Below are 21,619 nucleotides of genomic sequence, written 5' to 3' on the forward strand. Positions count from 1 at the left end.
TCCATCGCTCGATCGCGGTTTTCTTGGAGTACTTCACGAATGAAGAAGCACGGCATCTTTGTCCTTGCGTTGTCCGCTACTCTTTTGCATGCGCAGGGGCCGTCCGCGGTGACGGTTCGCGAGGGCGAGATTTCGGTGCCCACGTACGAGAATCCTGGACGGGAGCTTCAGCCACCGCTCTTTGCAGGCTCAGCAGCAGGTGGCGTCTATCCGTTTCCCACGTACAAGACACCGCTGCCTGCAACTCCGACACCAAAGACCTACAAAGCCGTCTTCCTCGAAAGTGACACGCTTCGTCTGACCTATGTGCCGGAGTTCGGCGGCCGCTTCATGGAACTGTACGACAAGCTAAACAAGCGTGAGGTCTTCTACAAGAACGACGTCATCAAACCGACCGGCTTCAATCCTCGCATGAACTGGCCGCAGGAGGGTATCGAGCTCACGGGACCGTTTGACATTCATTCGCTGACGCTGAAGTCAGACCCGTTCTGGTCGAACACCGTGGTGAAGCATGACGATGGCAGCGTCAGCATTATGCTGGGCGAGATCGATCCGTTTTACGGTATGGACGTGACTCTTACCGCCACGCTGCATCCTGGTGTACATGGCCTGCAGATCAGCGTGTTTTGCTTCAACCCGAACACCAGCCGTATGCCACAGATGTTCTGGACCAATGCTGCGTTCCCATTAACGAAGGAAACGCAGTTTCTCTATCCCATGTCGCGCACTGTAGGTCACAACACCGGTGAGGTCACAGACTGGCCCTGGTATCACGGGGTGGACTATAGCTGGGACCGTAACAACCTGAATATGCTGGGCGTGTTCGGTATCGACGCGTATGACAACTACGGGGGCGCCTACATGTATGACCAGGATTACGGCGTCTTTCGCTATGCCGACCGTCGTGTGGTGCAGGGCATGAAGATGTGGACCTGGGGACACGGCCGCGACTCTGCCGCTACGGAACGCAGCTACACGGACAAGGCCGGCCCGTACTACGAGGCGCAGAGCGGTCGGCATGTCTGGGATGGACACTACGAGTGGGTGGGGCCGCACGCCGTCGAACGCTGGAGCGAGTGGTGGATTCCCGTTGCGGGCACTAAAGGGCTTAGCACGCTGAGCGATGCTGCCGCGCTGAACGTCCGGGAGGAGAAGCAGGGCAGCAAGCCGTCGCTACAGGTTGACCTTTCGCCAGTGCGTGCAGTGCAAGGCGCACATCTGATCGTGACATCCGGCGCCGGTATGCTGACGGACACCACGCTCGATCTCGTTCCGGGAACGCCCGTTCATAAGACGGTTGTCGCAAAGAGTGGCATCCTGCGAGATGTACAGGTTGTTCTCAAGGACGCAAGCGGTGCAGAGCTGCTTCGTTATCAGCGGCCCAATCCTGAAACGAAGCCGTCCGATTACACCGCCTTCACGCGCGAATTGGAAAAGCCGACCAAGCTTCCGGAGCAGATGGACCCGGAGGAGCTAGTGCTTGCCGCCGAGTCAAAGCTGAAGGACCTGGATGACGCAGGCTCACTCGATCTTCTGGCGCTCTCTCTGAAAAAGTTGCCGGGCTACAGCGTGGCCAACACGTTGAAAGGAATCCTGCTGTACAAGCAAGGCAAACTGCCAGAGGCGGAGGCCGCCTTGCAGGCGGCAGTGGATCGCAATCCATACGAAGACCGCGGCTGGTACTACCTTGCGGTTACTCAGCTAGACCGGGGCAACCGCACTGCCGCGGAGCGTAACCTCTATTACGTGTGGCCGGAGAGCGCCTACTTCGGTAATCGCGAGTATCAGTTAGGACGTTTGAACCTGATGCGCGGAGACTTTCATGCTGCCATCGAGCATCTTCGCGGCGCTGTGAACCACAACGCGGAAGATCTCAGCGCGCACCAGATGTTGGCAATGGCCTATCGCGCCACGAAGCAGGATGCGCTGGCCGAAGAAGAATGCGCGACCTTGTTAGGCATCGACCCGACCAATCGCGCAGCATTCGCGGAACGTTTTCTGCGGACCGGAGACGCTGATGTGAAGGCTGAACTCAAGCGCCGCATCGGTGACCAGACACAGGAGGCGCTCCACCTTGCGGAGTTTTACAGCAACGCGGAACGGTGGAAGGATGCCGCAGCGTTGTTGGAACTAGAGATACCGCCGAATGCTGATCCGTTCGGGACTTCTTCCGTTTTCTATTACACGCTTGCGGATGCCCAGGACCATGCGGGTGATCACAGCGCGGCGAAGGCCTCGCGTGCGGCGGCAAAGCGCACTGAGCCTGTTATCGATCGCTTCCCGTATCTCCGATCCAGCGAAGCGCCGCTGCGTGCCGCTATTGCGGTAGACCCGGCGGATGTACTTGCGCACTACGACCTGGGCTGTCTGCTTTACTCGCTTGACCGCAAGGATGAAGCCGTAGCGGAGTGGCTGGCTGCGGAACATCTACGCGGTAGCGACTTCAAGATTGAGCGTGTGTTGGGTCTTGCCGCTGCTGAGGCAGGCCAGACGAACATGGCCATCAATCATCTCCAGAAGGGCGTGGAGCTCGATCCAAGTCACCTTGCAACGGTGAATGATCTTGTTTCGCAATATGCGAAGGCCGGCCGCTTTGACGAAGAGTTGAAACTTCTGCAGGCCAGCGTTGACCGCGCGGCAGACAAGGATGACCTGATGATGCGCCTGCTGCAGGTGAACTTAGTGCAGGGCCGGTACGATGATGCGGAGAAGGTGATCGGCACCCACACTTTTGCGCCGCGCCACCGCGACACACAGCTTCGCGACAACTATCGCGCTTTGAAGTATGCCGAAGCAGGAAAGGCGTTCCGCGCAGGCAAGTATGCGGAGTCATATACCGCATTGCAGGCAATCGCAACACCGCCGGCAACGCTCGGCGTGGACGACTTCCACTTTGAAGCCACACCCCGGCTGAACTACGATCAGGGACTCGTCCTGGAAGCACTCGGCAAGTATGCTGAAGCGCAGGCGGAGTTCAACGATGCAGTGAAGCATGCCGACCTGACCTCAGGCGACAGGACCAGCTACAACAGCGACAGTATCTTTGTGCTGTTTGCCCTGGATCGCCTGAACCGGAAGCAGGAATCGGATGGACTTGCGAAGAAGTTCGGCGAGTTCGCGCAGACACAGTTGCCGCTGAAGCGCGCGCATCGTCGGGCTGAAGGTCATTACCTGTTGGCACTGCTCGCGTTACGCGCCGGCGATCGCACTGCAGCAAATCAGCATATTCAAGAGGCTTTGCGCATCGAGCCGGACTTCCTGGCGCCTCGCTTTGATTTGCGTGGTGATTCGGTGGATGTGGTGTTAACGGTTCGGTAGTTCTAAGGAGAGCGATACACATGGTACGACGTACATTCGGCTGGGCCTTTGCGACCTGTCTCTTGCTGCCGCTTGCAAGTGTTGCGGCAACGCGCGGCGTTGTGGGGCTGTCGTTGCCGTCAAAGGTTCTGGAACGTAAAGGGACGGTCGTGGCCACCATGCGCTTTCAGCATGCACATACGGGCAAGGGAAGTGTACATGTGCGCTGGACGGATTCGCTCAATCGAGTTGTGCAGGAGTACGACTCTCCCATCGAGCTTACGGACGAGGAAGAGTTCACCTTTCCGGTGGACATGACACGCGCGGTCGCCATGGAGAACACGCTGGAAGCGCATTTCACCATGGATGAGAAGACTGCCAAGGGTACGGAACGTCTGGATGAGACGGGTCGCGTGGACTTTACTGCAAAACCCCTGTTTCAAGGCTGGCGCGACTACGTCATCATCATGTATCAGTCCTATCCTGCGCCCATTCACGAGAAGCTGGAGCGGCTGGGCATTAACGGCGGACAATGGGTGGGACGCAACCAGACGACGATCCCTCAAAACCTGCTGAAGAACAACATCCGTTGGTACTCTGAGCAAATTGCAACCGATTTTTACGCGGAGTACCATCGTTTCCGAACGGATCGGAGCGTGGACTGGTCGTTTCAGCAAGCCAAGGACCTGTACTTTGCTGACCCCACGTCGAAGGAGGCCTTGAAGCGCCATCCCAGCCTCTCTGACCCGGTTTGGCTTGCGAAGATCACAGATCGCCTGCGCGCGACGGTCAAGCTGAACCAGCCTTATCGGCCGTTCTTCTACAGCCTGGCAGATGAGACCGGGATTGCTGAGCTCGGAGCCCAGTGGGACTTTGACTTCTCCGACCAGTCCCTTGAAGCCATGCGCATCTGGCTGCATGAACGGTACGGCACGCTGGCCGCACTGAACGCGGCTTGGGGGTCGAGCTTCAAGGATTGGAATCTGGTCACGCCGCAAACCACCAATGAAGCGATGAAGCGCACGGACGAGAACTGGACGTCCTGGGCTGACTTCAAAGAGTGGATGGATATCGCATACGCCAACGCCATCAAAGCTGGTGTGGACGCCGTGCATGAGGTAGATCCCGAAGCCTACGCCGGCGTGGTGGGTGCGCAGAAGCCCGGGTGGGGCGGCTACGACTATTCGCGGCTGACGCAGGTTGCTACGGTCATGGAGCCGTATGACATTGGCGGTAGCGTCAAGCTGGCGCATTCCCTGAATCCATCTATACCCTTGCTGTCCACAACCTTTGCGAGCGATGACGCGGAGCGCCAACGCATCTGGCATGAATTGTTTCAGGGCAATCGCGGTCTCATCTTGTGGGATGAGGATCAACGCTACATCCGTCCTGATGGTTCTAAGGGAGAAGGTGGCGCAAGGGCGGAGGGTTACTACAATGAACTCCGCGACGGTCTTGCTGCCCTCATCATTGCCAGCAAGGGCGATGATGATGGCATTGCAGTCCACTTCTCGCAGCCAAGCCTGCGCACGCAATGGATGCTCGAGCGGCGCCCTGATGGCGATGCATGGATGAAGCGCGACGCTTCTTATGAGCGCAGCCACAACGACTTTCTCCGCCTTCGTGAATCATGGGGACACGCCATCGAAGATCAGGGCCTGCAGTATCGCTTCATTTCGTACGCCCAGGTGGAGAAGGGTGGCCTTCTGCATGGCGGCATCAAGGCATTGATCCTCCCTAACTCCAGTTCGCTCTCGGCTGCAGAGGTAAGCGAGATTCGGAACTTCATCTGGCGCGGCGGAACGGTGATTGCAGATGGTCTTCCCGGCACATACGACGAGCACAGCCGACGCCTTGCGGCATCACCGCTTGCAGATCTGTTTGTGGCGGGCAACAGGGAAATCACGCACACGTTGAAGTATGGCGCTGGTCAGGCCATCACTGTCGGCTTCAGTGTGACGCCGTATCTGCAAAACCGTCTTAGGAGTAACGAGCAGCCAACAGCGAGGCGCATCGCAGAGATTCTACACAAGGCGGGCGTTACGCCCACCATCGCCGTGACCGATGCCAATCGGCAGCCCGCAGTGGGCGTGAACGTTCGCACCTTTGAAAATGGAGGCGTAACGCTGCTCACGCTGTTGTCTAACCCGCAGCTCTCCGTCGACGAACTCGGCGCGGTCAACTCCCGCTCGAACGAACGCTTCAGCAAGCCGCAGCAACTGGTGGTGCATCTGCCTTCTCCCATGTATGTGTGGGATGTTCGCGCGAAGAAGGACCTGGGCCGAGTGACAAGCCTCCCCGTCACAATGGCTGCGTATGATCCTACCGTGCTTGCCATCAGTAATACTCCACAGCCGGAGATGAAGAGCGTGATGCCGGACCATGTAAAGGCTGGCGATCGGCTCACCCTCTCCATCACGTCCTTGAATACACCTTCAGCGAAACAGATCTATCACGTCGATGTCATCGATCCTTCCGGGCAACGCAATGTCCAGTACTCCACCAACGTCTTTGGTGAACATGGAGCAGCGGCGTACACATGGCCGTTGGCGAAGAACGATGCAGCCGGTGCCTGGACCTTCCGCGTGCAGGAAATGTTGACCGGCGTGGTGCAGACGCATACTGTGCAATTGCAATCCGGCGAATAAGGAGATGGGGATATGAAGCGGTCAAAGCTATCTTGCCAGTGCATTCTGCTTTTATCCATGCTGACGCCGACGCTGTTTTCAGCGGGCGCGCAGGTGTACTCTCCCACGATCGTTCGCGAAGGCGCAGTCGACACAACGGATCTGCACCGCATGGCTGAAGGCATTGTGCAGAACGCACATGCGGAAACGCCCAGGCAGAAGGCCGAAGCTATTTGGCGATACTTCCTGACCGACGGCCGCTTCGTTCGCCCTGGCATCTTCTATCACATCCCCGGATGGGCCTACGAGGAGCCGTTGGGCGAGGTGCTGGATCCAGTAAAACTGGTAAACAGTTACGGCTTCGGTCTTTGCTACCAGGACGCCCCTCTGCTTGCTGCCACATGGGAGGCAGCGGGGCTGCCCGCGCGCGTGTGGTTTCTCACCGGGCATACCGTTGCTGAAGTCTATTACGACGGCGCATACCACTACTACGACTCAGACATGATGGGTTACACCACTGTGGGCAACGGTCCGGTGTGGAGCAGCCCTGTTGCCTCGGTGCAGCAGCTGGCAGACGATCCAAAGCTGATTCTGGACAAGCTGATCTCTGAAAAGATGACGCGAGCCGGCAGCGTGGATGCACCATGGTATCCGGCAGACCTGCGTGCGGGAGCCATCCCGGGCCTCGCTGAGTTGTTCTCCACGAGGGATGACAACTATCTCTACGCTGGTTCGCGCTACCCCCATGGGCACACCATGGACTTCACGCTGCGCCCGGGTGAGCGCATGATCCGATACTACGAACCCGGTGAGTATGCATCGCGCTATATGCCGTACCATCGTGACGGCAGCACCTGGCAGGAGTTTCCAAAGGACATCGGCGAAATCCTGCTGGTGAAGAACGGCCCTCGGAGCGAGAAGGATGAGCGGCGCTGGTCTGTGGGTGTTCTGGAGTATCGGCCGGACGCAGCGGCGCAACGTGCCGGCAACGGAAAGGCCGGTGAGTGGACGTATCGCATCGCATCGCCGTATGTTCTGATAGACGCGCAGTTCATTGCGGACGCCGGATCAATTGGCCTGCAAGCGGAAACGTCTGCAGACGACGGCCACAGCTGGACGCCAGTCGTCGTGAACACATTTGCTGGAGGGCAATGGTCTGCAGCGCCTGGACGACTCGCCACCACAACGCATGGACAACTGAATGCGGTTGCGGGAACGTACGGTTACCTGCTGCGTCTGCGCAGCTCGAAGCCCATGCAAACTGTACCCGGCCTGCTCATCCGTTCCACGTTTGAGGTGAATCCGCGGACACTGCCGGGACTGCTGCCCGGAACGAACCGGTTCACCGTAACTAAGTCGCAACAGGAGAGACATGAGCTCCCTGTACACGCAGAGACAGCAGTATCATTCGCTAAATTTGCAAAGCATGTGACCTTCGAAAGCGATCATGGTCAGGGCTATCTTCGCAATGAAGACGGCCACGACGGTGAACTCATCTTCGCGTTTGATCGTGACCGTGATGGACATTTGAAGGCGATCGATGCCGGTGGGCGCTTCCTGGACCTTCACAGTGGTTTGGCGCCGGACAAGCTCACGGCGGAGACGCGCAAGGTAACTCCGTGGCCGGCGCAGGCTGATGCACCGCAGTCCGCCAGCATTGCCTGGTCGACCAGCGAAGCAGGCCCATGGATTACAGTATGGAGCTTCGCCGGTCAGAAGCCGCCGTCAGGTGATGGTTCACAGAAGCTGCAGACTCTGCAGTGGCCTGAGGTGGACCGTACCATCAGTGGCTTCCCGAATGGCGCCGGCAACGTGTACGTTCGCTATCAGTTCCGGAATCTCGCAGTAGACGATGTGCGCCTGGCAACGATGCGTGCACCCGAGGGGAAGCCCACGGCGTTGACCGTGACGCACTGCTGGACCGCCGATGGCAGGGCAGGATCATTCAGTCGTACGCTTGCGGCAGATGACTTCAGCTACGAGATCAAGGTCCCGGAAAGCAGCGCGGTAACTCCAACAGCCTTGATACTGTTTGCGGGCAATGCTTCGGATGCATCATCTGTCTGCACGGAACAGGCGCCTTTGCAGTTCGCAGGGAGCCGCTAGACTCGTATGCCAGGCAACATGCTCATAGTGCAGGGCGGCGGCCCCACGGCGGTCTTCAATGCGAGTCTCGCCAGTGCCATCCGCGAACGGGCAAAGCAAGCGCCCGGTGGTCGCATCTACGGTGCACGATTCGGCATGCAGGGCTTGTCTCGTGCCGACTTGATCGACCTGAGCAGCCTGTCCAGCGATGCGCTATTACAGGTGCGAAATAGTCCGGGCGCTGCGCTTGGCTCATCGCGCTTCGCGCCTTCGGAAGCAGATCTGGATGCATCGCTGCGGCATCTGAGTAGTCGCGGCGTTGACCAGATTGTGTTCCTTGGCGGCAACGGCACCATGAGCGGAGCTAAGAAGTTCGCAGAGTTTTGCGAGAGCCGTAGTTTCTCCGTGCAGGTCATGGGATCTCCGAAGACGATCGACAACGATATTGCCGCCACCGATCGCTGCCCTGGTTTCGGCAGTGCAGCGCGCTTCATCGCACAAAGCACGTTGGATCTGGCTGCTGATCTTCGCTCGCTCCACCAGCCTGTCTCTATCTTCGAGACGCTCGGGCGCGATGTAGGTTGGCTCTCCGCAGCAGCAGCGCTTGCGAAAGAGAATGAGGATGATCCGCCACACGTGGTCTGCGTGCCGGAGGTGCCGTTTGAACTCGACCGGTTTCTCGATGCCATTTCCAACACCGTCGCAAAGATCGGGTGGGCACTCGCCGTGGTATCGGAAGGAATCTCGTATGCGAACGGCAAACCTGTCTTTCAGCAGGTATTGCCGTCAGGCGGGAAAACGGCCATGAGGCCATTGATAGGTGGAGTTGCACAGCACCTGTCGGGACTTGTGGCGGAGCACCTCGGGCTGCGTTGCCGCAGCGAAAAGCCTGGCCTGATCGGACGTTCAGCCGCTGCTTACGTGTCATCACAGGACCTCGCAGATGCAGAACTCACTGCGCAGGAGTGCGTGCGTGCGCTTGCCCGCGGAGAAACCGGCAAGATGGCGTCCTTGCTTCCCCTTGGGACTGGAGCATCGCCTTCATGCGAATTGATCCCGTTGGCAGCTGCTGCAGGCCCCCGGAGAGCGTTACCGCAGGAGTGGCTCGGCACGGGTGCGATCGCATCGAATGAAAAGTTTCGGGGGTATGCCGCGCCATTGGTGGGCCAACTCAGGCGACCGAGATATCTCTAAAGCAACGTCGAAGGTGGCCAGGCAACTTGAAGAATGCGAGTTGCGTTCTTCGCCTCGACATGAGCAACAGATCAGTTGCACGAGGGCTGTCAGGGCACCGGTAGAGAACACCATCCGATGGCCTCAAGGCTTTCTGGCTTCATTGCTAGTAGTCCTCACTGGCGTCGGTGCGCCCTAAGAAATGGATGACGCGTCTCTGAGAGGTAGCAGATTGCGTCAAAGCTCGTGATGAACTGCCATAGCTCCCAGGAGGGTGAGATCTTCTTTTTTAATGTCTTGCAGAGGGGATTGACGGTCGACAACGCTCCACGGGTACCTTGGTCAAGGTCAAGCGTACAAGCCAGAAAGGAGTATGTATAACCCTGCTGCTTCTGCAATATAGGCTGTCCCGAAAGGATGGGAGCCTCTTTGGGGGTGCCCACACGGGATCATGTGTGCACAAGGAGTCGCAATATCGCACCGTCTATGGCTTTTGCCTTAATTAGACTGCGGAGGATTGAGATATACACGGGAGTATCCTCGATTGCATCATGGACGAGGCGTTTCATTGCGTGACGGAACCCATTTGCTCACCTTTTCAGCAAGATTGGCTTCCCACCGATATTCACGCCCACAGGAGTTGGATGAAAACTGTCAGATATCTGCTACCGGCCGCCCTCTCGTTCTGCTGCTGCCTGGGAATGGCTCAGCAAAGAGCCTATGTTCTTCCGCCAAATCCCTTGCCTTACGATCTGTTGCTTCAGGGAGGACATGTAGTCGATGCGAAAAGCCATATCGATGGCATCCGTGATGTCGCTATCAAGGATGGCAAGGTCGCGGCTGTCGCTGAGCATCTGGAAGCGAAAGACGCCTTGAAGACGATTGATGTGAAGGGATTTTGGGTAACACCGGGTCTCATTGACATTCATACTCACGTCTACGCCGGCACGGGTGAGCGTAACTCATATGCTGGTGACAATTCGGTGTATCCAGACGGTTTTACACTGCGTAACGGCGTCACGACGATTGTGGATGCAGGTTCGTCGGGCTGGAAAAACTTTCCCGACTTCAAGGACAAGGTTATCGATCGTTCTATTACGCGGGTTCTGGCCGAATTGAATATTGTGGGTTCCGGGATGCGTGGTTCGAAGTATGAAGATGATCTCGATGACATGGATGGGAAGACGACCGGAGAGTTCGCTCTCAAATATCCCGGTGTCATTGTTGGCATCAAGAGCGCCCACTTTACCGGGCCGGAGTGGAAGCCCTATGAGCAGGCTGTGATCGCCGGCAATGTCGCGAATATTCCTGTGATGATCGATTACGGAGCACGAAGAATCGAGCGTCCACTTGACGACCTGGTTACAAAGTACCTACGTCCTGGAGATATCTACACCCACTGCTTCTCTGGAAATCGCGGCGAACAAGACCCCAAGACAGGAGGACCCTCAAAGGCCCTCATGGATATGAGGAAGCGGGGTATCTACTGCGATATCGGTCATGGCGGCGGTTCTTTTTCATTTTCAGTAGCGGCGCCCATTATGGCTTCGGGCTATCATCCCGATTCCATCTCTACCGACCTTCACATCACGTCCATGAACGGGAGCATGAAGGACATCCTGAATGTCGCTGACAAGATGATTCTGTTGGGTGAAACCATCCCCGAGGTCTTTGCGCAGATGACCGCGAATCCGGCACACGAGATCAAGCAGGACCAGCTTGGCAACCTTTCAGTCGGATCGGTGGCGGATGTTGCCGTCTTCTCGGAAGAGCACGGCACCTTCGGTTTCTTTGACATGTTCGGCGCCAAGGATATCGGACAGGTGAAGCTTGTCTGTGAGTTGACGATCAAGAGTGGCAAGATCGTATATGACCTCAATGCGATCGAGTTCGACAAGTGGGATGCGCCGAAGCATAGCTCCGATCCAGCTCTGGCTGGACACTGGACGACATTTAGCGAGCGCCCTTTCGGATCGCAAAGCAGTGCACGCTGGCCTTCCTGGATTCCACCATCACAGCGTAAGACCGTGGAGACTGGGCCTCCCGATGTCTACAACATGAAGACACCCGAGGAGAAGAAGTCGCCTCGATGAATTCCTGCCAGGGGGACGAACTACAAGTTAGTTCGTTCCAGTGGAACTTCACAGAGGCGGTGGAGTTTTGGAAGTTGAGCAAAAATCGCCAATGGATCGTCTTATTCTTTAGGAGGCCCGGTACCTGCGATGAACCTGCCAATTCCTTTCCTCTTCGGCCTCATATTATTCGCCACCAGTCAGGGAGGGTCTCCGCCCAGCATCTCATGGGCTACGCTGAAGACCCTCAACTCGTCGCGGGCCAGTTCTCCTGCTAAAGATCTGGACGGGAAGAGGATTGCCGTTCCTGGGTTTATGGTGCCTCTGGAGGACGATGCGGATCAAGTCACAGAGTTTATTCTCGTGCCATTCGCGGGCGCTTGTATTCACGTTCCTCCACCCCCGCCAAACCAGATGATCTACATTAAGCTAGCCCACAATCAGAAGGTGAAGATGTCTTTCACGGATCCTGTTCTGGTTACCGGAATGCTTCACGTAACCACGGTGCAGAGCCCATACGGGGATATCTCTTTCAATATGGATGCGGACCTTGTGCGGCCCTATGAGCAATAGAACACCGCTATCCATTTCGCTAAAGGGAGTTGTTCTCTCATATACGAAGGGGAATCCTGTTCTCGACATTGATTCATTGGAGATATTCGCAGGACGTCGTGTCTTCCTCTACGGACCGTCCGGCAGCGGAAAAACAACTCTACTCTCTCTTATTTCGGGCATTCTTTCTCCGCAGGAAGGAGAGATTCATGTGCTGGGCCACGATCTCCGCAGACTCTCTGCATCGGAGCGGGATATCCTGCGCGGATGTGAAATGGGCTACATCTTCCAAAGCTTCAATCTGATTCCTTATCTTAGCGTTGAAGAGAACATAGCCTTACCCTGCATGTTTCATGCGAGCCGCCGCCGTCGTATCCGCGCCGACAGCCTTTCGGAAGAGATAAGGCGGATTGCGAAACGGCTCGACATCCAAGACAAGCTCAATGCGCCCATCTACGAGCTCTCGACCGGGCAGCAACAGCGCGTAGCTATTGCCCGCGCCATCATTGGTTCGCCACCGCTGGTTGTCGCCGATGAACCGACCTCTTCGTTGGACAATGACCGGCGCGATTCCTTTCTCGACTTGCTAACGGAGGTGGTTGCGGAGACTGGGAGCACTCTGCTTTTCGTTTCTCACGATCTCACTCTTACGAAACACTTCGAGCAGTCGCTCTCTCTGACATCCATCAATCGAAGAAACGCCGGGACCTTCTTATGATGCTGATCCGGCTTGCCTGGAAATCGCTTTACAGCCGCGCGTTTCCAACCTCATTAACCATCTTTTCTATTGCGCTCTCTGTGACGCTGCTGGCGGGAGTCGATCGCCTGCGGTACGCTGCACAAGCGGGCTTTACGGGAACCCTCTCTCGGACAGACCTGATCGTCGGCGCCCGCGGAGGGGAACTGCCTCTGCTGCTCTCCACCGTCTTTCATCTCGGCGGTGCAGCAAACGAGATCTCTTGGGAGAGCTATCAGCATTTCGCCCAGCATCCGGCAGTAGCATGGACGATTCCTATCTCTATGGGAGACTCACACCGAGGTTACCGGGTTGTAGCTACCGATGAGAACTTCTATGCTCACTACCAGTACCGACGGGATCGTCATATCAGCTTCGCCGAGGGACATGCTCCATCTTCGTTCTCCGAGATCGCACTTGGCTCTGAGGTCGCCTCGTCGCTGCACTACCGTCTTGGCCAGAAAATTGCGTTGTCTCACGGCATTGAAGAGCACTCCATTCTGAAGCATGATAACGTCCTGTTCACGATCGTCGGGATCCTTGCGCGGACAGCAACACCAGTCGATCGGGCGCTCTATATGACATTGCTCGGGGACGAGGCGATGCATGTCGGATGGGAGAACGGGACTCCTCCCGCAATTGGAGAGCAGTTGCCGGAGCTGGATCCGTCCAAGCTCTCGGTCAAAAACATCACCTCGTTTCTCCTCGGAACAAAGTCCCGCATCAGTACCCTCATGCTGCAGCGGGAGATCAATTCCTATAAGCCCGAGCCGCTGACGGCGATTATTCCCGCCTATACATTGCAGGAGCTCTGGAGCATTCTGGACTATGCGGACCAGACGCTCTCGATGATCTCGGCCGCAGTTCTTATTGTTGGCCTGCTCGCGATGCTAATCGCTCTCTACATGGCAATTAATGAACGGCGGCGGGAGATCGCAGTTTTGCGGGCTGTTGGCCTTCATCTGCGTCAGATCATCACCCTCATCCTCATGGAGGCCGGCCTCATTGCTATCGCGGGGACGGTACTCGGCCTTGGTGCGGTGTACGTCCTGCTCTTTGTCTTGCGGAGCGTCATCGAGAGCCGCCTTGGACTTCCGATAATGCTGGTCGGGCTTTCCGCCCGGGTCGAGATCTATGCGCTAGCTACGATCCTTGGAGCAGTTCTACTGGGGATTGTGCCAGCTTGGAGGGCCTACCGTAATTCTCTTATTGACGGACTCAATGCAAGTTGATTGACAAGGCCAGCGGCAACCCTAACTCGTTCCACGAGAGACTCAATATTTACAGCATTTTCCCTGTTGTTGGGTATACGGAAGAGGAGTGCAACGGCGTTTTCATTGCGGAAAACGTCCATAGATGCGGGAACCCTATGCTACACCTACAGGAAAAAGGCTCTAGTGCTACTACCCATCATCCGGGTATCAGAATCACCCTTTTGCCTCTCCCAGGATTGTGCTTCAAAGTGAAACGGGACCATCCGGCGCACTTGACACCTCCGGACTATTCCGGTTTCGAGGCTACCGCCTGACACAAGACATAGGAGTCGATAGTGCTCGGCCGACACGCTTTACCGGGGGCAGCAGTGATGCCAGGTTTAGGGAAGGGAGATTTATCCTGAGACCATGGAAGTGCCTACCCCCAATCGAATCGGACTGATCGTCGTTTCGCATCCGGACGATGCAAGCTTCACCGTCGCGATCGCGCGACGGTGTGAGATCTCTTTACAGTCAGTAGGCTTTACGACACACTTCTGTAATTTATATGCAGATAACTTCAATCCCGTGCTGACCAGACGAGAGATGCGGGGCCTTGGGACTGATGATCCTCTCGTCCAGCGCTACCGCGATCTCCTGCTTTCCGCAGAAGTGCTTGTGGTCGTGCATCCGAATTGCTGGGGTGCACCTCCGGCCATGATGAAAGGCTGGATGGATCGCGTCTTTGCCGAGGGGTCGGCGTACGCTTTCGAGAAAGATAGCGATCAAGGCGACATCCCGAAGGGGCTATTGCACACCAGAGTGGCGGTTGTGTTTAATACAAGTAATACAGAGGAAGAACGCGAGCAAATCGTATTCGGCGACCCACTCGAAAGAATCTGGAAACAGTGCCTTTTACAATACTGCGGAGTTCAGAACGTGATCAGGCATGTATTCAGAATCATCGCAACCAGCTCAGTCGCAGATCGTGAGCGCTGGCTCGATGAAGTTAGCCGTATCGTCGTTCAAGCCGCAGGTTCTTGATCTGTCATCCCGGAGATACGAGGCAGGCGCCAGAACGCACGCCGCTATACGCCCTTGAAACCTACATTGGCGTGTTTTCTCGATTCAATCTATAACGTTTACTATATCGTTGACTTTTAAGGGCCGCAGTCTTCACACTGGAGCCGAATACACATATTTAGGCGAGGTTCCGGAGGTACATTGATGAAGGTTAAACCCTGTGTTCTGGGAGCCGTTTGTGCAATGCTCCTCGGGGGAACCAGCTTTGCACAGACGAATGTTCGGACGGTTTCCAGCCCAGACGGCCACGTAAAAGCCGAAGTGTTCGTGACAAATGGAAACCTGCGATATCACGTTATGCGGGATGGCCAGGAGGTACTCGTCTCCTCCCGCCTCGGGATTCTGAGCAACGGTATCGAGTACGGCAAGCAGGTCGAACTCGCAGTTCCCACTCTCCACGAAGTCAATGAGGAATACCGCTTGCTGGGCGGTCATTCGACGAGCATCAATCATGCCTTCGAGGGGGAGATCCCAGCAACTTCTTCCGGACACAATTTCTGGATAGACCTTCACGTCGCAAATGATGGTGTGGCTGTCCGCCTCAGGTTGCCAGCCGAGGCAGGCCGCCGGGTGGAAGCGGATAGAAGCAGTTGGAATTTGGCCGGGAATCCCGTTTTGTGGGCGGATCCACTGAGTGCTGCATATGAGGGGCAGTATAGGACTACAACACTGTGGAGCGTAGGAGAGGACCCGATTGGGCTGCCGATCACTGCAAAGTACAAAGACCTCTACGTCACCATCAGCGAAGCAGGTCTAAAAGATTTCGGGGATCTTGCGATAAAACGCGGGGCAAATAGCGAGCTAAACGGATATCTCTATGCCGATCCCAAGGGATGGGTGACGGACGAGGAAGTCAGGCAACCTTGGCGCGTCACGATCATCGCCGCCGATCTAACACAATTAGTGAATAGCACTCTCATTCAAGATCTGAATCCTCCTCCGGATGCAGCCCTGGCGAATGCCGATTGGATCAAGCCGGGGCGCTCGACCTGGCAATGGTTATCTTCCGGCGCACCAGTAATTGGCGAGCAAGATCAATGGATTCGATGGACCAAAGAACTGGGATTTGAGTACTACCTGATCGACGAGGGATGGGAGAGGTGGGATAAGCCATGGGAGTCTCTTCGGCAGATCGTCTCCGATGCAAAGAAACAAAACGTAAAGATCTGGGTTTGGGTCCACAGCAAGTACGTTAAAGATGCAGTCGAACGGAACGCGTATTTCCAACAACTAGTTGCTGCCGGTGTTGTCGGTGTAAAGATCGACTTTCCTCAAGAATTTAACCGGGAATGGTCGAACTGGTACTACGACACCGCTCGTGATGCGGCGAAGTTCAGACTGTTGGTAGATTTTCACGGAGCGGTGAAGCCTACCGGTATGGAACGCACCTGGCCGAACGTGCTGACACGTGAAGCTGTTCGCGGCCACGAATATCAGATCACACGCTATCACCGCCGGCTTGACTCAGCTCACGATACGATTCTTCCTTTCACCAGATATGTCATCGGTCCGGCCGACTATACGCCGACAGTGCTTGAGAGCAGGGAATTGCAGGACAACACATGGACGCACGAGTTCGCTCAGGCGATTGAATTCACCTCACCGTTTCTTTGCTATGGAGGAAATCCCAGAGACCTTGTGAGCAATCCGGCACGGGACATATTAACCGCGATTCCGAGCACATGGGACGAGACCTTGGTGCTGCCGGGAAGCGAGCCAGGAAAGATAGCGGCCATGGCTCGTCGCACCGGAGAGCAATGGTTTGTAGCCATTTTGAATGGCGAGAACGAAGGCGATCTTAAAATCCCGCTGACATTCCTGGGCTCCAGCAAATGGAAAGCGAGTCTTTTGAGTGATGAACAGGGTTCACTCGATAAATTCGCCAGGAAAGACACTACGCTTAGCAGCGGTGACGTTCTGGAAGTTCACGCTAACAGCCGTGGCGGATTTGTCGGTTGGTTTCGGAAATGATCCGCGGTTGTGGACACATACACCATCGGTGTTGCGGCGGGAATGAGGAATTTTTGCAAACAACATGCGCAGCGAGAGCTTTTTATGGCTGCAGCTTACCAGGTTTAAAAGGAGGGCGGTGAGACGCGCGTTCGCCCTATGCGGAAAGATCCCATCACTTTCGGGAATTACCAATTCAATCGTCGTTGACGAGTGCCACGTCGAGTTGCTAGGATTCGTCTCGCATGAAAGCAATGAATATTGCATATTATGCAATACTGTAAGCAGGCTATACCTCGCTTTATGTTCGAAGATCGACTCCCGAGGCAATAAATGCGCAAGAAATGATCGGAATCGAAGAAACCGTGGCACGAGAGAAAACGTTTCCCGGGTTCAGAAGGAAATGTTTCTCTTGACGTTCGGAGCACCATGAGAAAGCGCCCTTCCGCTGTTAGCTCGCCATTTGCTGTTCATCCTCACTCCAAATCTGTCGCCATTTGCAAGGCAACGCGGATATTTGTTTCTTGGGCATCACTTGCTCTGGCGCTCGGCTGTGTTTCACTGCATGCACAGGCCGCAGAGGCTCAGGTCATCTCTTTGGGGCACCTGGATAGTGGCGCGGAAGTAGTTTTCCAGCGAGCGGGCAATGAGTGGGGAATTGAGGTCGCAGGAGGAGCGGCCTCAAAAATCTCGCAGCCGAAGCCGGCGCGGATTGAAATCTACCGATCGGAAAATGACATCCGCCAGATCATATCCGGCTATTCAAAGATCAAAAAAACGCCAGATGGGCTAGAAGCAGTGGCCGACCTCAGGAATGCGGACAAGACCATCTTTCACGTGCATGACCTCTGGATGTTGGATGGATCGGTTTTGAGCATACGGCGTAGTGTGACCGTAGATGGTCATTCGCCGGGTGGATTCAACTCCGCAGTCGTATTTGCATTTGACCCCTCCCTGAAATGGGATGATGTAAAGTTCATGTTTCCCGGCGCCATCTATGGCGACCCTACCTATGATGGAGAACGCTCTCCAGGGGGAATTCTGAATTTCAATGCGCATCGTCTGGTTATGCGGGAAGACATTATGCCTGCGCCGGCATTTGCAATTTCTTTCAACAATGGCGCCAGCGTGTCGGTAATGGACCCCTCTCCCCGAGGTGATTCAACTGACGAGGAGACCAAGCTTACGAAATTGAGCATGATCGATGCGCGATTCCAGTTCGGCGCGATAGGAGTCTGGCAAGCCGAAAGCGCTCCTCTGGAGTTTGGATATAGATATCCGGCGAACTCAAATGACTACGGCAGTTCTCGCGATGCTGCAGCAAAAGAACGGTGGATCCGGCGGTACCATCCGATTGTTCCTGGAGTGAAGCATCATTACGAAATCCGGATTCGGTTCGCCCAGGATGAAGACTTTCACGATGCAACACGAAACACATGGCGCTGGGCGTGGTCGGCATTAAATCCGGCGATCAACTATATCGATGTCCGCGCCATGCGGACCGTGCTGGCTGACCAGCTTTCGTCTCAGGTGCTGACTGTAAACGGGAACACTGCCGTGCCGTTCGTGATGTCGACATTGAATGATGTCAGGAATTGGAATTGGCAAATGGTAGCGATGGGGTTTGTCGGAAAAGATTTAGAGTGCGCGGACATGCTTCTGCGAGAGTCCGAGCGTGATAAGACGGCGCGTGGAGAGAAAATGCGTGAACAGGGATTGGCGATGATTGCCACGGCTATTCGTGCATTGCCCACCGTACCTCTCGCCGGTACAGGGTTCGATATTGCGACAGGAAGACCATGGGACCACATCTGGTTATCACCCTGGCTTCGTAACGCGACCGAAGATATGGCGGTTCTGCTTCGTGCCTATAAACGGGAAATGCAGGAGAGAAGGGATCATCCCGAGTGGCTGGCGTGGATCAAACAGTATGGAGATTGGCTGATCCAGCAACAACGCGAGGACGGATCCTTCCCGCGCCGCTGGAAGCCGGGCAGCAATGAGGTTGCGGAACCCTCTGGTACCGCTAGCTACAATCCCGTGCCTCTGCTGGTGAGGCTGACGCAGGTTACTGGAGACGCCAGGTACCAGTTGGTAGCGGTCAAGGCAGCTGAATACGTGTGGGAGCAGTTTGGCAATCGCGGGTTCTTCGTTGGCGGCGCGATCGACAATCCCAATATCACTGATAAAGAAGCTGGGATGTTGAGCATGGAAGCGTTCCTGACTTTGTATGAGTCAACCAAAGAGCCGAAATGGTTGGATCGGGCGCGCGTGGCAGGTGATTTTGCTGAAAGTTGGATATGGATCTGGAACCTTCCCATGCCCATAGACGCGAAGGATGAAGAGCTGCATTACAAACGCGGTGTTTCGACCGTGGGAGTGCAGGGAATTACCGCAGCTAACACCGGAAGCACCGATGAGTATCTTGATTGGGCCGTGGCCTCTTACGCCAAGCTTTATACCTATTCTCATGATTCTCATTACCTCGATGTAGCCAAGGTATTGCTGCATGACACCAAGGCGATGGTGGCTATGCCCGGGCGCCAGTTCGATGTCAAGGGAATCGGCTGGCAGCAAGAGCATTGGCGCATGGGACCCGGGCCGAACGGCCGTGGGCGCGGATCGCACCGGTTCTGGTTGCCTTGGGTGACAGCCAACCATCTGAATGGGATCAATAGTCTTGAGGAGTTCGATCCGAAGTTATTCGAGATGATTTCTACCAAGCCGGCGTTGGCTGCGAGCAAGAACTGATAAATAAGGAAACCATCGGATAACACGAAGCATAGAGGAAGGAATCGATAAGACGATGAACTCGCTTTTCCGAAACGTACTGCTTGTGGCGATTGAAATGCTGTTATCGCTATCGACGGCAATTGCCCAGCCGGCGGACGTTGCAACAGCTCATCTGCCTTTTGTGAGTCCCATCTTCGGGGACAATATGGTGCTGCAGCGGGATAAGGTGAACAGCGTCTGGGGATGGTCCGAACCGGGAGATCGGATTACCGTGCAGATTGGTGATGTGTCGGTAACAGCGACCGCAGGAGCTGATCGGAAGTGGACTGCGATGATTACGCCCCCAGCGGTCGGTGGACCGTACACCATGAAGGTTATGGGCAAACAAGTCGCCGAGCTGAAGAACATCATGGTGGGCGACGTATGGTTGTGCAGCGGGCAATCGAATATGGAATTCATGATGCGGCAGGTCAAGAATGCTGACCAGGAGTTGAAAGCCGCGAACTATCCAGACATACGATTTTTCGTGGTGGCGCAACGATCGGGATATCACCTCGTGAGCGTGCCATCGGGAAGTTGGCAGGTGGTGACACCGGAGACGGCCGGGCGACTGTCTGCAGTTGCGTACTTCTTCAGTCGAAGACTAGAAGAGGAGCTTCATGTGCCGATCGGGCTGGTGGTGGATGCTGTCGGTGGCACCCCGGCTGAGACCTGGATGAGCGTGGCTGCTTTGCACGAATTGAAGGACTTTGAGCCGCCATTGGCCGAACTCAAGAAGATGGCGGATGAGGGCTTACCAGAGTACGGCAATTATGTAAGCCATTGGTATGACAGGTACGACATCGGCAAAAAGGAAGGATGGCAAGAGCCCGCGTTCGATGATTCCGGGTGGGCGACAGTCACACTCAAGAGTGGATTCAGGGATCTCGGTGTGGCAGACGCGCCATCGGTTGTCTACTTCAGGAAGGAGTTCACCTTACCTGAAACGATTCCTGCGCAGCGCGCCACGGTGCGGCTCGGAGTTGTCGAGAAGATGGATACGGTATGGGTGAATGGCCAGACGGTTGGTGGCAGTTCTTGGGTAGAAAACCCGCGAAACTATTTTCTGCGGCCAGGAGTATTAAAGCCCGGCAAAAATCAGATTACGATTCGCGTTCTGAAGACCTTGCCAGATGGCGGCTTTACCGCAATGCCGGAAGACCTGAAACTTCAGTTCGCCGATAACACAACGATCCCGTTTTCCGGTCCCTGGAAGGGCAAGGTGAGTGTGGATGCACGTCCTCCGTTTCCGTTACCCAACTCCTATCAGAACTGGCCCGTTATCCCTTCTGTCCTTTTTAACGGAATGATTGAGCCGTTGACGCCGTTGGCGATTACCGGCGCTCTGTGGTACCAGGGCGAAGCAAACTCTGAGCGTGCGTATGAGTATCGCAAGGTTATGCCGGCATTAATTGCTGACTGGCGACGAGCCTTCCATCAGGGAGATTTTCCTTTCTATATTGTTAGCCTGCCCGCGTTCAAGGCGCGAAGCGAGGTTCCGGTGGAGGACTCATGGGCTGAGACCCGCGAAGCACAAGCGGGTACGGTGGCTGCGGTGCCGAATACCTGCTTAGCAGTCACCATTGATACCGGAGAAGCCGACAACATTCATCCCAAAGATAAGGCGCCGGTCGGCGACCGGCTGGCTCGCTGTGCCTTGGCGAAACAGTACGGCAAACCCATTGTGTATCAGGGGCCGACTGTAGATAAAGTGGAGAAACAATCTGGCGCAATTCGGCTCCACTTCATCCATGCCGAAGGAGGCTTAGTGGTGAAGGGTGACCATCTCGGTCAATTCCAGATTGCGGGGGACGATCATCAGTGGATGTGGGCGGATGCTCATATATCGGGAGACTACATTATCGTCTCAACCTCACTTATCCAAAATCCGGTAGCCGTGCGCTACGCGTGGCAGGCCAATCCCGTTGCAACATTGTTCAACGGAGCGGGACTACCTGCTGCTCCGTTTCGTACAGACAACTGGAAGGGAATTACAGAGGGGCGTCAGCCTTATTGAAGTACTTGGCAGCGAAACATGCAAGACGACAAGCATAAGAACCTGTTTCCGGTAGGACTGCC

12 protein-coding genes are annotated in these 21,619 nt (G+C 55.7%); all 12 read left to right on the top strand.

Annotation, left to right across the window (positions count from 1 at the left end):
* Window positions 1-39: 39 nt before the first annotated feature.
* The 12 genes from OHL21_RS15100 (at window position 40) to OHL21_RS15155 (ending at window position 21,557) form a co-directional block, all read left to right on the top strand.
* Window positions 40-3,318, top strand: coding sequence for a DUF5107 domain-containing protein (locus OHL21_RS15100; protein WP_263418111.1), 3,279 nt, complete (start codon window positions 40-42; stop codon window positions 3,316-3,318).
* 20 nt (window positions 3,319-3,338) lie between these two features.
* Complete coding sequence (locus OHL21_RS15105) at window positions 3,339-5,945, top strand: alpha-amylase family protein (RefSeq protein WP_263418112.1); 2,607 nt, start codon at window positions 3,339-3,341, stop codon at window positions 5,943-5,945.
* Between the two features lie 12 nt (window positions 5,946-5,957).
* The gene (locus tag OHL21_RS15110; RefSeq protein ID WP_263418113.1) at window positions 5,958-8,030 is read left to right on the top strand and encodes a hypothetical protein; all 2,073 of its coding nucleotides are present in this window, start codon (window positions 5,958-5,960) and stop codon (window positions 8,028-8,030) included.
* A 6-nt stretch (window positions 8,031-8,036) separates the two neighbouring features.
* Window positions 8,037-9,203, top strand: a complete 1,167-nt coding sequence (locus OHL21_RS15115) for a diphosphate--fructose-6-phosphate 1-phosphotransferase (RefSeq protein ID WP_263418114.1) — start codon at window positions 8,037-8,039, stop codon at window positions 9,201-9,203.
* A gap of 623 nt (window positions 9,204-9,826) precedes the next feature.
* Complete coding sequence (locus tag OHL21_RS15120; RefSeq protein ID WP_317889989.1) at window positions 9,827-11,275, top strand: amidohydrolase/deacetylase family metallohydrolase; 1,449 nt, start codon at window positions 9,827-9,829, stop codon at window positions 11,273-11,275.
* A gap of 129 nt (window positions 11,276-11,404) precedes the next feature.
* The gene (locus OHL21_RS15125; RefSeq protein ID WP_263418115.1) at window positions 11,405-11,827 is read left to right on the top strand and encodes a DUF3299 domain-containing protein; all 423 of its coding nucleotides are present in this window, start codon (window positions 11,405-11,407) and stop codon (window positions 11,825-11,827) included.
* Window positions 11,817-12,524 (top strand): ABC transporter ATP-binding protein, encoded by a 708-nt coding sequence (locus tag OHL21_RS15130; RefSeq protein ID WP_263418116.1) that lies wholly within the window; start codon window positions 11,817-11,819, stop codon window positions 12,522-12,524. Before OHL21_RS15125 ends, OHL21_RS15130 begins: the two co-directional genes overlap by 11 nt.
* On the top strand, window positions 12,521-13,774 hold the full coding sequence (locus OHL21_RS15135; protein WP_263418117.1) for an ABC transporter permease: 1,254 nt from the start codon (window positions 12,521-12,523) through the stop codon (window positions 13,772-13,774). The genes OHL21_RS15130 and OHL21_RS15135 overlap by 4 nt, the downstream gene beginning before the upstream one ends.
* A 390-nt stretch (window positions 13,775-14,164) precedes the next feature.
* Window positions 14,165-14,779, top strand: coding sequence for an NAD(P)H-dependent oxidoreductase (locus OHL21_RS15140; RefSeq protein WP_263418118.1), 615 nt, complete (start codon window positions 14,165-14,167; stop codon window positions 14,777-14,779).
* A gap of 183 nt (window positions 14,780-14,962) precedes the next feature.
* Window positions 14,963-16,789, top strand: a complete 1,827-nt coding sequence (locus tag OHL21_RS15145) for a glycoside hydrolase family 97 protein (RefSeq protein ID WP_263418350.1) — start codon at window positions 14,963-14,965, stop codon at window positions 16,787-16,789.
* A 408-nt stretch (window positions 16,790-17,197) separates the two neighbouring features.
* Window positions 17,198-19,519, top strand: coding sequence for a hypothetical protein (locus OHL21_RS15150; RefSeq protein WP_263418119.1), 2,322 nt, complete (start codon window positions 17,198-17,200; stop codon window positions 19,517-19,519).
* A 55-nt stretch (window positions 19,520-19,574) separates the two neighbouring features.
* Entirely contained in the window at window positions 19,575-21,557 is a 1,983-nt protein-coding gene (locus OHL21_RS15155; RefSeq protein ID WP_263418120.1) for a sialate O-acetylesterase, read from the top strand.
* Window positions 21,558-21,619 lie beyond the last annotated feature (62 nt).

The organism is Terriglobus albidus, from assembly GCF_025685425.1.
In the GTDB taxonomy this organism is placed as follows: Bacteria; Acidobacteriota; Terriglobia; order Terriglobales; family Acidobacteriaceae; genus Terriglobus; species Terriglobus albidus.